General features: G+C 65.1%; 11 protein-coding genes. 8 read left to right on the top strand and 3 right to left on the bottom strand.

Going from position 1 to position 15,463, the window contains the following annotated elements:
- Position 1: 1 nt before the first annotated feature.
- Together QAZ22_RS03050 and QAZ22_RS03045 are read right to left on the bottom strand one after the other, a co-directional pair.
- Positions 2-478: a GNAT family N-acetyltransferase gene (locus QAZ22_RS03050; RefSeq protein WP_278205508.1), complete on the bottom strand. Its 477-nt coding sequence runs from the start codon at positions 476-478 to the stop codon at positions 2-4.
- A complete protein-coding gene (locus QAZ22_RS03045; RefSeq protein ID WP_278205507.1) occupies positions 475-4,485 on the bottom strand; it encodes a Pls/PosA family non-ribosomal peptide synthetase in 4,011 nt (1,336 codons plus the stop codon). Before QAZ22_RS03045 ends, QAZ22_RS03050 begins: the two co-directional genes overlap by 4 nt.
- Before the next feature lie 628 nt (positions 4,486-5,113).
- Here QAZ22_RS03045 and QAZ22_RS03040 point away from each other — a divergent pair.
- Entirely contained in the window at positions 5,114-5,470 is a 357-nt protein-coding gene (locus tag QAZ22_RS03040) for a pseudoazurin (RefSeq protein WP_347566934.1), read from the top strand.
- A gap of 30 nt (positions 5,471-5,500) precedes the next feature.
- Here the strand turns inward: QAZ22_RS03040 and QAZ22_RS03035 are convergent, their stop codons facing one another.
- Positions 5,501-6,424 carry a ferritin family protein gene (locus QAZ22_RS03035; RefSeq protein ID WP_278205506.1) on the bottom strand — a complete coding sequence of 308 codons (924 nt, stop codon included), beginning with the start codon at positions 6,422-6,424 and terminating at the stop codon, positions 5,501-5,503.
- 236 nt (positions 6,425-6,660) lie between these two features.
- Between QAZ22_RS03035 and QAZ22_RS03030 the strand changes: the two genes are divergently transcribed.
- The 7 genes from QAZ22_RS03030 (at position 6,661) to QAZ22_RS03000 (ending at position 15,446) form a co-directional block, all read left to right on the top strand.
- Positions 6,661-8,886 (top strand): NosR/NirI family protein, encoded by a 2,226-nt coding sequence (locus tag QAZ22_RS03030; protein WP_278205505.1) that lies wholly within the window; start codon positions 6,661-6,663, stop codon positions 8,884-8,886.
- Entirely contained in the window at positions 8,883-10,811 is a 1,929-nt protein-coding gene (nosZ, locus tag QAZ22_RS03025; protein WP_278205504.1) for a TAT-dependent nitrous-oxide reductase, read from the top strand. The genes QAZ22_RS03030 and nosZ overlap by 4 nt, the downstream gene beginning before the upstream one ends.
- A 172-nt stretch (positions 10,812-10,983) precedes the next feature.
- The gene (locus tag QAZ22_RS03020) at positions 10,984-12,081 is read left to right on the top strand and encodes a nitrous oxide reductase family maturation protein NosD (RefSeq protein WP_347566933.1); all 1,098 of its coding nucleotides are present in this window, start codon (positions 10,984-10,986) and stop codon (positions 12,079-12,081) included.
- The gene (locus QAZ22_RS03015) at positions 12,078-12,986 is read left to right on the top strand and encodes an ABC transporter ATP-binding protein (protein WP_278205503.1); all 909 of its coding nucleotides are present in this window, start codon (positions 12,078-12,080) and stop codon (positions 12,984-12,986) included. The genes QAZ22_RS03020 and QAZ22_RS03015 overlap by 4 nt, the downstream gene beginning before the upstream one ends.
- The gene (locus QAZ22_RS03010) at positions 12,983-13,813 is read left to right on the top strand and encodes an ABC transporter permease (RefSeq protein ID WP_278205502.1); all 831 of its coding nucleotides are present in this window, start codon (positions 12,983-12,985) and stop codon (positions 13,811-13,813) included. Before QAZ22_RS03015 ends, QAZ22_RS03010 begins: the two co-directional genes overlap by 4 nt.
- A complete protein-coding gene (locus QAZ22_RS03005; protein WP_278205501.1) occupies positions 13,810-14,388 on the top strand; it encodes a nitrous oxide reductase accessory protein NosL in 579 nt (192 codons plus the stop codon). The genes QAZ22_RS03010 and QAZ22_RS03005 overlap by 4 nt, the downstream gene beginning before the upstream one ends.
- Positions 14,385-15,446, top strand: a complete 1,062-nt coding sequence (locus QAZ22_RS03000; protein ID WP_278205500.1) for an FAD:protein FMN transferase — start codon at positions 14,385-14,387, stop codon at positions 15,444-15,446. Before QAZ22_RS03005 ends, QAZ22_RS03000 begins: the two co-directional genes overlap by 4 nt.
- Positions 15,447-15,463 lie beyond the last annotated feature (17 nt).

The following is a 15,463-nucleotide window of genomic DNA, read 5'->3' as shown; positions in this document are numbered from 1 at the left end:
GCTATGGCCTCAATTCGAGCATGGCGATCATCTCGTCGTCCTCGTCCAGCCCCTGCTCGACGAAGCCGAAGCTTGCATAAAGGCGGCGCGCCGCTTCGTTTCTCGGCTCATAGCAGATCGAAACGCGGCGTATGTGGCCGGGATGCGCGATCTCCTCCAGCGCTGCGGCAACCGCGGCCCGGCCAAGGCCCTTGCCCTGTTCGCGGCGGTCGATCATGAGACGGTAGATGACCGCCTCGTCATCCTCGTCTGGGGCGCTGTACATCAGGAACCCGACGACGCGCCCAGCCGTGACGACAGCGCGGGCTATGGCCTCGTCATCCTCCCGGGCCTCTTCCAGCGAGTCGGCGTTGGAGGCGACGAAGCCTTGCCGCTCCGGCGTCAGCTCGAGCGCCAGGATCGCCGGTCGATTATCCTCGCCGACAGGCTGCAGGACAACCGGGCGGTCGCGCGTCGGCGCTTCAGCGGAACCAGTCACTGTTCCTGCCCGATCTTGATCGCGCGCGCATCGATCGGCGTCACCACGCCGTAGAGCTTCGCCGGGTTGCCGCGCCACACGGTGTTCGGCTCTATCACTTCGCCCTTCATGACGAAGCAGTCGAGATCCGCCACGGAACCCTCGCCCATCACCACCGCGTAGTGGATGAAGGCGGACGGGGCGAGCGTGCAGCCGTTGCCGATGCGGATGTAGTCGGACTTGAACGCGCCTTCCTCGAGCGAATGCGCCTGGATGACGCAGCCCTCGTTGAGCGTCGCGTCGTCGCCGATCTCCACCAGCGACCGCTCGGTGATGATGCTTCCCCCGTCATAGACGCGGCGCCCGACCTTCACGCCCAGCATGCGCAGGATGAGCGGCCTGAACGGGGTGCCGGTGAACAGGCCCATGATCGGCGAATCGGAGAGTTTCCAATGACGTTCGTGCCGCCAGAAGACGGGGTCGTAGATCGTGGCCATCCTGGGCTTCAGCCGGCGGAAGCCGAGGCTGACGCGTTCGAGGAAGATGTAGAACGGGACACCGATCGCCGTCGTCAGCACCACCGCCACGAACAGCGCCGTCTGCTCCCATTCGGTGTAGTAGTTGAGCGCGCGGTCCCAGATGGCGAGCGTCAGGAACAGGATCAGCCATTGCGCGGCCAAGAACAGCAGCGCGGTGACCAGATTGTGCAGGTTCTTCAGCGGCAGGCGGCGGCGGCGCTCCTCGTCGGAGATCAATTCGAGAAGCTCCTTGTCGCGATTGACCATGCGCGGGATCTCAAAGGGCGGCGATCCCAGCAGCCCGACATTCTCGCGCACAGGACCGTCCACCGGGACGTGCACCTTGGTTCCGAGCAGGCAATTGTCGCCGGTGCGGGAATTCGGTGAATAGATGATGTTGTTGCCGAAGAAGTTGCGCTCGCCGACCCGCGTGTGCTCGAGGCGGAAGGAGTTGGCCGACTTCTGCATGTTGACCATGAACAGGCCGTCGGACACCATCGTCTCCGAGCCGATTTCGCTGAGCTGCGGATTCTCGTGCCGCTGGTTGGTGCCGAAATTCGAGCCGGTCTGGTCCACCTTGTTCAGCCGCCAGCCGATGGCGCGCAGATAGTAGACGATGGCCGAGCTGTCGCCGAACAGGACGTTCAGCAGGCGCACATTGCTGACCAGCTCCAGCATCGATTGCAGCCAGTAGTGGAAGCCATAGAGCGAATAGTCTCTGCCGGGCTTCAGCACGAGATTGAACAGCCGCGGCACGATCGCCGCCAACAGCACCCCGCCGATGACGAAGCCCGCCACCGTCACCGTGGTGCCGATCGCCACGACGCCGATGGTCTCCTGATAATCGTCGCCGAGATTTTCCCAGTAGGTGTGGAACAGCAGCGGGAACGGCGTGACGATGGCGAAGAGGATGAAGAGCTGGATCGTCTCGTAGATTATCCTGCGCAGCCTCGACAGCGGCACGTTGGGAACCGTGCAATAGTCCGCCTCGGTCGGGATGGCCGGCGATCCGTGCCAGCGCTCGCCGGCGGGGATCGCCTGACCGCGATGCAGCGAGGAAGCGTGGCCGAGCTGGGCGCCGTCGCCGATGCGGGTGTCGATGTCCAGGGTCGAGCCGACGCCGACGAAAGCGTTGTGGCCGATGTCGAGCGGGCCGGTATGGATGTAGCCTGCCTGGGCGCGGAAGCCCAGGATCATCGAATCCTTGCGCAGGATCGAGTTGTCGCCGATCCTGATCAAGTCGGTGCAGACGGGAACGGAGCGGCATTCGATGACCGTGCGGTTGCCGAGCCGCGCGCCGAGCAGGCGCAGGTAGAGGCTGTAGAGCGGGCTGCCGCGGAACAGCACCACCGGAGCGCTGCGGACCAGCGTCTTGACGACCCAGAAGCGATAATAGCGCCACCCCCAGATCGGGAAGGTCTCCGCCTTCCAGCGGCCGACCAGCAGCCATTTGGCGATGATGGCAAAGCCGCTCAGCCCGAAAAACACGCTGGCGGACAGAAGCACGCAGCGCAGGTAGAGCTGCAGCGGATCGTCCAGCGCGTCATAGACCCAGTTGAGCCCGTCATTGATCGCCCCGAGCGAGACATAGCTGTAGAGCGCGTAGAACAGCAGCTGCCCGAAGCCCGTGCTCCAATAGGCGAGGCTGGAAGCCCGATGCGTCAGCATCGGCTCGCTCGCGGCAACGGCGGCCGTCTGCGGCGCGCGCAGGTGCTCGGCCAGCTTCGCGACCGTGGGGTGCAGGTAGATGTCGCGCATCGAGGTCGTCGACCAGGCCTTGCGGGAGCGGATGCGTGCGCAGAACCTGGCCATCAGCAGCGAGTTCGCGCCGAGGTCGTCGAAGAAGTGGTCCTCGATGGAGACGTCGTCGAATTTCAGCACGTCCTGCAGCGTGTCGACGAGGAACTTCTCGTCCTCGTTGCGCGGGTCGATCATCGCGTGGCCGGCCGCGACGCGCGCGCTGGTCGGCTTGGGCAATTTCCTCAGGTCGACCTTGTTGGAAACGGTCATCGGGATCGCGGGCAACTGCTCCAGATAGGCCGGAACCATGTAGTCGGGCAGCCGCCGCTTGAGCTCCTGCACGAGCAGGGTGCGATCCACACCGCCGCCGCTCTTGGGGGCATAGTAGCCAACCAGTTCCGTGCGCTCGGGCTCGATCTCCCAGGTCGTGACCGCCGCCTGCGCGATGCCGGGCTGTTCCAGGAGCACGGCCTCGATCTCGCCCAGCTCGATGCGGTAGCCGCGGATCTTCACCTGCGTGTCGATGCGGCCGTGATATTCGATCTCGCCCTTGTCGTTGATGCGGCCGAGATCGCCCGTCCGGTAGATGCGGCCGCCGGGATTATTCGGCAGGCCGATGAAATCCTTGATGAATCGCTGTTCGGTGAGTTCAGCTCGGTTGAGATAGCCGACCGCCACGCCCATGCCGCCGATGCAGATCTCGCCCAGCTGGTCGCCGATCAGCACCTGCGGCTTTTCCGGGTCGAGAATGGCTATCGAATAGGTGGGCAGCGGCTTGCCGATCGTCACCGGCTCGTCCGGGGTCAGCAAGGCCATGGTGGCGGTGACCGTCGCCTCGGTCGGGCCATAGGTGTTCAGGATCTGACGTCCGCGCTTCGCCCAGCGCTCGACAAGCTTGTGCGAGCAGGCCTCGCCGCCGACAAGGATCGCGCGCAGGCTCGGCGCGTCGCTCTCGATCGACGACAAGAGCGTCGGGCTGCAGGCCATGCAGGTGATGTTATGCTCGCGCAGGAAACCGGCCAGTTCCTCTCCCACGAGGGGTTGCTGGCCGGGCGCCGGCACGACCGTCGCGCCCGCGGCGAAGGGCACCCAGATCTCCTCCGAGGAGAAGTCGAAGGCGATGGTCATGCCCTGGTAGACGCGGTCGCCGGGCTGGTAGCCGTAGGACGCAGCGGCGACCCGGATGAAGTTGCAGAAGCTCTGATGCGTGATGACCACGCCCTTCGGCTTGCCCGTGGTGCCGGAGGTGTAGAGGATGTAGCAGGTCTGGTCCTGGCTGCCCTCCGGCAGCGGCGCTGTCTCGGGCTTGAGAGCGATCTCGGACTCCGCCGAGTCGATCGAGATATGCGGAACCGGCAGGCGTGCCACGCGCGCGGCATAACCGGAGACGCTGATCACCATCGTGACGTTGGCGTCCTCGATGATCATCACCATGCGATCTTCGGGGAAGGCGGTGGCTAAAGGGACGAAGGCCGCCCCGGCCTTCATCACGGCAAGTATGGCGATATAGGTTTCGGCGGAGCGGTCCAGCAAAAGGCCGACCCTGTCGCCCGGCTTCACGCCACGCTCGATCAAGAGATGCGCGAACTGGTTGGCGCGGCTGTTCAGCTCGCGGTATGACCAGGGTCGGCCGCCGGAAATGACCGCCGGCGCCGCGTCGAAGCGGCTCGCCAGGTCGCCGAAGAAGCGGTCGAGCCGCTCATGCGGTTCGTCTTTCTGGATGAAATCGGGGCCGATAAGGATCTGATCGCGCGTGGGCGATCGGGCCATTACTTTGGCATGGGGAGAGCTTTTCTTGGCAGGCTTTATTGCTTCATGAAGAGACATTGGAACCCCGCGAGCGCGTTCGCTCGCACTAATGGAGAAAACAATAGGCTGGTGATGTCGGGCCAGTTGCCCCTCTTACGGCCGATATGAGCTGCTCAGCGCAGCGTATCGGACCGGAAGCTGGGACGACTTCGCAGGCCTATGCTGCTGCTCTGATGGCCGATCCGTGACGATCATGCGGCTTCACGATCATTTGATGAGGTCGTGTCCTGTGCGGCGATCAATCGCCGATGACGCGGAGATCAGCCTAGTTGAGGCAACAGGCTGCGTAGCGGAAATCGCGGATGCGGCGCTTTAAGGCTCTTGGGGTGGCGGGACGCCGGCGCGACCGCAACCTGGCTTGACCTGCAGTTCGCCGTCGATGCCGTCAAGCGCATCTTTCTGGAACGTATTTGATCTGGCGCAAAGTTCGGGACGGATGCAGCCGGTAGACAGCCGGCCACACGCAAGATCCGTCATTCACACCAAGCAGGGAATTGGAAGAAATGCGCTCGACCAGACTTGTGCTGCTCGTCACTGCCGCCGTTCTGACGTGGGCCGGCGCCGCAGGCGCCGCCGATCGGAGGTTTCCATGTTGAACATGGGCAAGCACGGCATGTTTCAGCTCGAACCATCGTTCCTCAAGATAGCGCCCGGCGACACAGTTCATTTTGTTGCCAAGGACAAGGGTCACGACGTCGAGTCGATCGCCGGCATGCTGCCGGACGGTGCGCAGCCGTTCAAAGGGGAGATGAACAAGGATCTGACAGTCACGTTCACCAAGCCCGGTGTCTATGGCATCAAATGCAATCCCCACTACGGCATGGGCATGGTCGCCCTCGTCGTGGTCGGCGATCCGGGCAGCAACCTGAAGGCCGCCGAAGCGGTCAATCAGCCCGGCAAGGCCAAGAAGGCTTTCGAGGAGCTGTTCAAACAGATTGGCCAATAGGCGCCCGCGCCCGGGCCGACGCCCGCCGCATCAGCCGAACGCCTGCAGCAGCGCTGCGACGGCCGCGAGGCTCTGCAGGGTTCGATCCGCCGCCCGCTGGGCAGCGGCCAGCACCTGTTCGTCGCGCGTGCGGTCGGCGAGATCGAGATAGGCCTGGTGCAGCCGTTCGGCCTCGGCCAGCGCGGCGCGCAGAAGCGGCAAGGGCTTGGCAGCTTGCGCAAGCTCCGCCCTGGCTGCTTCGACAGTTCCGTCAGCGGCTTCAAGCCCGGCCGCCCGCTCCCGCTCGGCAACCTCGATGATCGTTTTCGAGGCAGCAGCCTCGCCCAGCGCGGCAAGCCGCGAAGCCACCCTTCGGTGGAAGACCGCGGCACGCGACTCCAGACGTCGGCTCTGTCGCACGAACTCCGGCAGTGACGAGGCATCCAGCATTGGCCTCCCGTCGCGGGCACGCCTGGCGCCTTCCCGCCGATAGGCGCGACGCCGTTCCTCGCGCAGCAACGCCGCGTGATCGAGCGCCTTTCCGGCGAGCCACTCGGCCGTCGCCCGGACCGTCGCATCGCCGCTTTGCGCGGCGACATAGGAGTAGAAGGCGAAAGCCAGCATTTCATTGTCCACCGCAATGCCGAGGGCCCGGTAAGGGGAGAGCAGCGCGCTGACCTCCGCTTCGTCCCATGATCGAGAGATTTCGGAAGGCAGCCCGCGCGGATCGGCCATTGCCGGCGACGGCGCGCCCGTCGACTGACCGGAGCGGCGGGCGATTTCTTCGACATGGTCGCGCTGCTCCTCGACAAGCGCGCTGAACGTTCCGGCAACCTCACGCTCGTTCAGCTTTTCCATGCGGGCAGCGAGCCGTTGGTAGCGTTGTGCCGCGCTTTCCTCCATGGCCGTCGCCAGGCCGAGAAGCTGCGGAACATCGCGCAACTGCACATTGGGTTCTTCACTCAGCCGCTTCATGGCAGCGCCTCCTGGAGGAATGCGCACCAATATGACATCGACCGATGCCATTTGAGTTTGTCCAAAATCAAAGAGCGGCTGGCGCGATCGTCTAAGGGTAACGCGCGTTCGATCAACAGGCGATCGGGCTTTGGTGCAGACAGCCGGCCGAGGAAATGAAACCAGATTTCGAATTCGGATGGAGATCGGCGGGTCTGGGTTTCCTGGCTTCTTTCTTTCTCCTGCTCGTCCTCCTGTTGCCGCAGGCTGAAGCCAATGCGTCAGGGCGGCTCGGCGAATTCCTGAGTGGGATCAAGGCATCCGACATCGATCCCGCGGCCGACAGCTTCGGCGAGGTCGAGGGCAATCCGCCGGCCGCGAGGCTGCTCAAGGGCGGTCAGCCCGTCGGCTACGCCTTCCTCACGAACGACGTCGTCGATTCGACCGGCTATTCCGGCAAGCCGATCAACATCGTTGTCGGCATCGACTTCGACGGCAAGATCACCGGCGCAAAGCTCGTCGAGCACCACGAACCGATCGTCCTGGTCGGCATCCCTCAAGCCAAGATCGAGCATTATATCGACGGCTTCGTCGGCCGGCGCGTGCTCGAGGCGGGCGAGGAGAGCCGCATGCCGGTCGACATCGTCAGCGGCGCGACGGTCACGATGATGGTCATCGCCGACGGCATGACGCAGTCGGCGGTCAGGATCGCGCGGTCGCGCGGTCTGGGCACGGGTGCCGTGAATGTCGCGTCTCAGCCGGCCCACCGCACCATCGATCAGACCAGAAGCGCCGTCGAAACCTGGCAAGCCCTGCTCGGCGACGGATCGGTCCGCAGGCTTGCGATCACCAACAAGGAGCTCGATGAGCTGTTTCAGCGGACGGGCAATGCCGCGGCGATCGCCCGCCCGCAGCAAGGCGACCCTGACGCTTCCTTCGTCGACCTCTACGTTGCGCTGGCGAGCGTGCCGACGGTTGGCCGATCGCTGCTCGGCGATGCCGAATATGATCGCCTTCGCCAGGATCTGAAGCCCGGCCAGCAGGCGATCCTCGTCGCCGGCGACGGGCCGTATTCCTTTCGCGGCTCCGGCTATGTGCGCGGCGGCATCTTCGATCGCATCGAGCTGATCCAGAGCGAGGGCAGCATACGCTTCCGCGATCGCAACTATAGCCGGCTCGGCGCGGTGGCCGCCGAGGGCGCGCCGGACTTTCCCGAGATCGGCGTCTTCGTCACGCCCGACGGCTCGAATCTCGATCCTGGCGCGCCATGGCGGTTCCAGCTCCTCGTGCAGCGGGCCACCGGTGCGCTCGACAAGGCATTCGTCACGACGGGGCTCGACTACTCGACCCCCGACAAGTTCCTAACCGCGCCTATTGCGTCCGCACCTGTTGCGCCGCTGGCGGCGGTCGCGCCGGCGTCGGCCGCCGTGCAGCCGGTGGCGGCAGCGGACCACGAGCCGCCGCTCTGGCAGCGGATGTGGCAGGCGCGGATGTTCGACATCGCCATCATGCTCGTCGCAATCGGCGTGCTCACCGGCATCTTCTTCTTCCAGGATTTCCTCGTGAAATGGCCGCGCGCCTATGAGCGCATCCGGCTCGGCTATCTCGCCTTCACGCTTCTGTGGCTGGGCTGGTACGAGCACGCGCAGCTGTCGGTCGTGAATATCCTCACATTCTTCAACTCGCTGCGCGGCGACTTCCGGTGGGACTATTTCCTGCGCGACCCGCTGATCTTCATCCTGTGGTCGGCGGTCGCGGCCGCTCTGCTGTTCTGGGGGCGTGGCGCCTATTGCGGCTGGCTCTGCCCGTTCGGCGCATTGCAGGAGTGGACGAACCAGCTGGCGCGCTGGGCGCACATTCCGCAGGTCCGCGTGCCGTTCTGGCTCAACCAGCGCCTATGGCCGTTCAAATACATCATCTTCCTCGCGCTTTTCGGCCTTTCCTTCGGCTCGCTCGGCCTTGCCGAGGAAGTGGCCGAGGTGGAGCCCTTCAAGACCGCGATCATCCTGCATTTCGCGCGCGAGTGGTGGTTCGTGCTGTTCGCCGTCGGCTGCCTGGCGCCCGGCCTTTTCATCGAGCGCTTCTACTGCCGCTACCTTTGCCCGCTCGGCGGCGCGCTGGCCGTCCCTGCCCGTATGCGGATGTTCGACTGGCTGAAGCGTTACAAGGAATGCGGCTCGCCCTGCCAGCGCTGCTCCAATGATTGTCCCGTCCAGGCGATCCATCCGGAAGGGATGATCAATCCCAACGAATGCATCCAATGCCTCAACTGCCAGGTGCTCTACCACGACGACCAGCGCTGTCCGGTGGTGATCCAGAAGCGCATCAAGCGTGAGAAGTTCCTGGCCCTGCAGTCGCCGTCGATGGTGCCCGAGCCCAAGCGCAAGCCGAGGGTCCTGGTGACCGTCAACGGTCGCGAACCATCCGTGGAACGGAAGCCTGCGGCCGGCCAGGCCGCGTCACTAGAAGGAGACGACCAATGAAAGACGATGATAGGTCGGCGGAAACTGAAACCGGAGTAAGCCGCCGCAAGCTTCTGACCGGAAGCGGCAAGGCAGCCATTCTCGCGGGCCTCGCCAGCGCAGCCGGCGGCGGAGCCGTTGGCGTTGCCGGGTTCACCAGGCCCGCTCGTGCCAAGGAGGCGACCAGCGAGATACGGCCCGGCGATCTCGACGAATATTACGGCTTCAGTTCGAGCGGCCAGTCGGGCGAGGTGCGTGTCATCGGACTGCCTTCCATGCGTGAGATCACGCGCATTCCAGTCTTCAACCGCTGCAGCGCCACCGGCTGGGGGATCACCAACGAGAGCCGCAAGATCATGACGGAAGGCCTGATGCCGGCCACGCAGGCGTTCCTTGCCAAGCGCGGCGGCGTCTACCCCAACGGCGACCTGCATCACCCGCATATGTCCTTCACGGACGGCACCTATGACGGGCGCTATCTGTTCGTCAACGACAAGGCCAATTGCCGCGTCGCCCGCATCCGTTGCGACGTGATGAAGTGCGACAAGATCATCGAGATTCCGAACGCATCGGACATTCACGGGCTGCGCCTGCAGAAGTATCCGCGGACCGGTTACGTGTTCGCCAACAGCGAGCACATCATCCCGATCCCGAATGACGGCAAGGTCCTCGACGATCCCAAGCAGTACTGGTCGGTCTTCACGGCGATCGACGGCGACACCATGAAGATCGCCTGGCAGGTGCTGGTCGACGGCAATCTCGACAACACCGACGCCGACTACCAGGGCAAGTACGCGTTCTCGACCTGCTACAACTCTGAGCGGGGCGTGACGCTCGCCGACATGACGTCCGCGGACCGCGACTGGGTGGTGATCTTCAACCTCAAGCGCATCGAGGATGCGGTCAAGAAAGGCGACTACAAGGAGATCAACGGCGTGCCGGTGGTCGACGGACGGCACGGTTCGCGCTACACGCGCTACGTTCCGGCCGGCAACAATCCCCACGGCTGCAACACGGCGCCCGACGGCATCCATCTCGCGATCGCCGGCAAGCTCTCGCCGACCGTCACGCTTCTCGACGTTCGCCGCTTCGACGACCTGTTCGACGACAAGATCAAGCCGCGCGACGTCGTCGTCGCCGAGCCTGAGCTGGGTCTCGGACCGCTCCACACGGCATTCGACGGCAAGGGCAACGCCTACACCACGCTGTTCCTCGACAGCCAGGTCGTCAAGTGGAACATCGACAAGGCGATCCAGGCTTATGGCGGCGCCAAGGTCGATCCGATCATCCAGAAGCTCGACGTTCACTATCAGCCGGGCCACAACCACACCTCCATGGGCGAGACCAAGGAGGCGGACGGCAAGTGGCTGATGTCGCTCAACAAGTTCTCCAAGGACCGCTTCCTGCCTGTCGGGCCGCTGCATCCGGAGAACGACCAGCTGATCGACATCTCGGGCGACGAGATGCGCCTGGTCCATGACGGGCCGAGCTTCGCGGAGCCGCACGACATCTGCCTGGTGCACCGCTCGAAGGTCAGGCCGGCGATCGTGTGGAAGCGCGACGATCCGATGTGGGAGGAAGCGCGGCAGCAGGCGGCAAAGGACGGCGTCAAGCTCGAGGAAGCCGCCAACGTCATCCGCGACGGCAACAAGGTGCGCGTCTACATGCACTCGGTCGCGCCGGCCTTCAGCCTCGACAAGTTCACGGTGAAGCAGGGTGACGAGGTCACCGTCACCGTGACCAACATGGACGACGTCGAGGATCTGACCCACGGCTTCACCATGGTGCGCCACGGCGTGGTGATGGAGATCGGGCCGCAGGCGACCTCGTCCGTGACCTTCGTCGCCGACCGTCCCGGCGTCCACTGGTACTATTGCCAGTGGTTCTGCCATGCCCTGCACATGGAAATGGCCGGGCGCATGATCGTGGAGCCGCAGCCGGCATGATCCGGAAACGGCATAGCGGGAGCGCAGTTGCGGCGGCCCTCGTCGCCGCCTGCGCCTTCCTCCTCCCGGGGACGGGGCGGGCGGAAACCCTCGCCGTCCCCGCGGGGGTGACGGCCTTCGGCAGGCGGTCGCCGCCTCGCATTCCGGCGATACGCTGAGGCTCGGCGCCGGCGTGCACCAGGGCCCGATCCGGATCGACCACGCTCTCACCATCGAGGCCGAGCCCGGCGCCGTGCTCGACGGGCAGGGCCAGGGCCGCACCGTCGAGGTGGTCGCCCCGAACGTCGTCATGCGCGGCCTTACGATACGCAATTCGGGCATCGACGATCCCATGGACGCGGCGGTCTTCCTCGAAGACAGTGCGGCGGGCGCAATCGTTGAGGACAGCCGGATCGAGAACAGCCTGGTCGGCGTCTATGTTCACGGCGCCACCAACGCGATCGTGCGGAACAACCGCATCGTCGGACGGACCGATCTCAGGACCAACGAGCGCGGCAACGGCGTCTATGTCTGGAACGCGCCGGGCGCGCAGGTGATCGGCAACCACATCACGGGCGGACGTGACGGCATCTTCACCAATGCCAGCCGCAACAACGTCTTCCGCGGCAACCGTATCGAGAACGTCCGCTTCGCCATCCACTACATGTACACCAACGACAGCGAAATCGCCGACAACGTCTCGCGCGGCAACCATGACGGCTACGTCATCATGTATTCGAGCCGCCTGGTGATCCGCCGCAACCTGTCGGAAGACGATGGCGATCATGGCCTTCTGCTCAACTACGCCAACGATTCGGACATCCAAAACAACGTCGTGCGGCGGAGCGACCAGTGCGTCTTCATCTACAACGCCAACAAGAACCTGTTCGCCGACAACTGGTTCGAGGATTGCGCCGTCGGCATCCATTTCACCGCGGGCTCCGAGCGCAACCGGATGACCGGCAACGCCTTCGTCCATAACCGCTCGCAGGTCGTTTACGTGGGCACGCGGTCGCTCGACTGGTCGGCGGACGGGCGCGGCAATTACTGGAGCGACAATCCGGCGTTCGACCTGAACGGCGACGGCATCGCCGACACCGCCTACCGCCCGAACGACATCTTCGACAAGGTCATGTGGACTTATCCGACGGCCAAGCTCCTCATCAACAGCCCGGCCGTGCAGGTCATACGCTGGGCTCAAGCGGAATTCCCCGCGCTCCATCCCGGCGGCGTCATCGACAGCGCGCCGCTGATGGCGCCCATCCCGCCCGCGCTGGAGGTGAAGCCATGACCATGTCGCCTACGATCTTCATGCAAGACGTGTCGAAGCGATACGGGGATAGTTACGTCGTGCGCGACGTGGACCTGTCGGTTGCGCCCGGCGAGTGCGTTGCCATCGTCGGTCACAACGGAGCCGGCAAGAGCACGCTGGTGAAGATGGCGCTCGGCCTGCTTGCGCCGACCGCGGGACGCATCGCGCTGCTCGGCGAGAACCCGGCGGGGCGCCAGGCCATGGCATTCCGGCGCAGGATCGGCTTCCTGCCCGAGAACGTAGCCTTCTCCCCAGCCATGACCGGCCGCGAAGTGCTGCGTTTCTACGCGCGTCTCAAGCAAGTGCCGCTCGGCGTCACCGACCAGCTCCTGGAACGCGTCGGGCTCGCTGCCGCCGCGCGCCGCCGCGTCGGCACCTATTCGAAGGGCATGCGTCAGCGCCTCGGATTGGCGCAGGCGCTGCTGGGCGAGCCGCGCGTCCTCTTCCTCGACGAGCCGACAACCGGCCTCGACATCGAATCGCGCCAGATGTTCTACGACGTCATGGCGCAGTTGCGCGACGCCGGCGCGACGCTGCTGCTTTCCTCGCATGCGCTCAGCGACATCGAGCAGGCCGACCGCATCGCCATCATGAAGGCCGGCCGCATGGTCGCATGCGGCGCGCTTCCCGACCTCCGCCGCCTGGCGGACCTGCCGCTTCGGATACGGGTGCACGTCGTCGACGGGAAGGCGGCGCGGGAATTCACCGCCCGGCACAGCGTGCAGTGGCTCGACGATCTGCGCTTCGAGCTCACCTGCGCCGACGACGGCAAGATCGAGGCGATCCGCGGCGTCTCGCTGCTGCAAGGCGTCTCCGACATCGAAGTGATGCCGCCGACATTGGTCGATCTATGCGACGAGCTTACACGGGAGGCCGCGGAATGAACGCCATAGCAACGATTGCCGGCCGCGAGATACGCGACGGCCTGCGCAACCGCTGGGCCCTTGGCGCCGTCCTGCTGATGGCCGGCCTGGCGTTGACGCTTGCGTTTCTCGGCAGCGCCCCGACGGGCGTGGTCGGCGCAAGTCCGCTCGAAGTCACGGTCGTCAGCCTGTCGAGCCTGACGATTTTCCTGGTCCCGCTGATCGCGCTCCTCCTGTCCCACGACGCAATCGTCGGAGAACGCGATCGCGGCACGCTGCTTCTTCTGCTCTCCTATCCGCTCTCGCGCTGGCAGATCCTCTTCGGCAAGTTCCTCGGGCATCTCTCGATCCTGACGGTGGCGACCGTGCTCGGCTACGGTGCAGCCGGAGCGGCGCTCGCGTTTGCGGCCGGCGAATTCGATGCCGACAGCCTCGGCAGTTTCGCGCGGATGATCGGCTCGTCCGTTCTGCTCGGCGTGGTCTTCGTCGCGCTCGGATACTTGATCAGCGCGACCGTGCGCGAGCGTGCGACCGCGGCAGGCCTTGCCATCGGCATCTGGCTGGTTCTGGTTCTTCTCTACGACATGGCGCTGCTCGGCCTGCTGGTTGCGGATCAGGGCAGGACGATCAGCGCCGCCGCTTTCAACTGGCTGCTCCTCTTCGATCCCGCGGACATCTTCCGGCTCCTCAACCTTGCCGGGTTGTCGAAGACCAGCCTGTTCGCCGGGATGGCCGGCCTTGCCGAGCAGATGCAGTTCGGCCGCGCCGTGCTGCTTACGGCGCTGGCGGCATGGGTGGCGGTTCCCCTGGCGCTTGCCGCCTTCGTCTTTTCAAGGAAGGAGCCATGATGCGCGCAACGATTCTCGGCGCACTGGCCGCCGCTGTCTTCTCGGTCCTGCTTGCCGGCTGCAACCAGGAGATTGCCGGCCAGTCCAAGCCGCCGCCGCAGGAGCCGACGGCCACTTCGGTCGCCTATTTCTGTTCGATGGGCCTGCTCGAACATGGCGGCCCGAAGGGGCAGGCCTTCCGTGCCGGCAAATCCGAGCCGGTCTGGTTCTCGTCCGTTCGCGACGCCGTCGCCTTCTCGATGCTGCCGGGAGAGCCGAAGGACGTCGTCGCCATCTACGTCAACGACATGGCGAAGGCCAGGAATTGGGATCGCCCCGAGGCAGGAGCCTGGGTCGAGGCGCACGACGCCTGGTATGCTATCGGCAGCGACTACAACGCCGGCATGGGCGGCAAGGACGCCGTGCCTTTCTCCGACGAAAAGGCCGCCCGGTCGTTCACGGCCGCGCATGGCGGAACCGTCGTGCGCTTCAACGAGATCCCGGAGAAATACATCCTGGAAAGCGATGAAAGCGATGCCGCCGCCGAAATTTCGGACAGCGAGGCCAAACTGCCCAACGCCGTGGTGAAGCAATGACGGAGCTTTCGACGATCCCGCGCGACGGAATGAAATCGGCCGGCGAGCCGGCTGGCCCGATGACCCGACGCCGCTTCATCCGTATCAGCGGCGCTGTGACAGGCCTCAGCCTTGCGGCGCTTGGGTGGGGCTTCCCGCGGCCGGGTCGGGCGTCACCACTGTTCCATGAATGGCGCGGTGTCGCGCTCGGCGCCGATGCCTCGCTGCGGATATACCACCCCGATGCCGCCGAGGCCCAGCGCATGATCGCGGATGCGCTCGCCGAGGTGCATCGACTGGAGCGCGTGTTCAGCCTCTACGACGATAGCTCCGCGCTTTCCCGGTTGAACCGCGACGGTGAGCTGGCCGATCCGCCACAGGAACTCGTCGAGCTTTTGGCGACGAGCGAGCGCTATGCCCGCGCAACCGGCGGCGCCTTCGACCCGACGGTGCAGCCGCTCTGGACGCTTTATGCGAAGCATTTCAGCACGGCTGGCGCCGATCCGAATGGTCCGTCGCCGGCAGACATCGGCGCCATCGTGGCCAAATGCGGCTACCAGCGCGTGATCGTCGACATCGGAAAAGTGGCGTTCGCGCAACCCGGCATGGCGCTCACCCTGAACGGCATCGCGCAAGGCTACATCACCGATCGCGTCGCCGAACTCCTGCGCGCTCGCGGGGTCACGCACACTTTGGTCGATATGGGAGAGACGCGTGCGCTCGACGTTCATCCGACGGGCCGGCCCTGGTCGGTCGGGATAAAGGATCCGCGTGTCGAGGACCGCCTGCTTGCGACGCTTGCTCTCGACAACCAGGCTGTCTCCACTTCGGGCGGCTACGGCACGGAATTTGGTCCGGCGGGGAGATTCAATCACATCTTCGATCCCGCGACGGGTCTGTGCGCGGGCCGCTATCTCAGCGTCTCGGTCGTTGCGCCGACCGCGACCTGCGCCGACGCGCTTTCGACTGCCTTTACCGTCATGCCTGTGGAGCGTGCCGTGTCCGCCCTCGAAGAGCTCGGAGCAACGCGGGCCTGCTTCGTTTTGGCGGACGGGTCGATGGTAGAGCGCAGCGCCTGATCGCGGGCCACGGCGGC

It is taken from the genome of Mesorhizobium sp. WSM4906 (assembly GCF_029674625.1).
Classification (GTDB): domain Bacteria; phylum Pseudomonadota; class Alphaproteobacteria; order Rhizobiales; family Rhizobiaceae; genus Mesorhizobium.
This window is presented reverse-complemented; position numbering and strand designations above follow the sequence as displayed.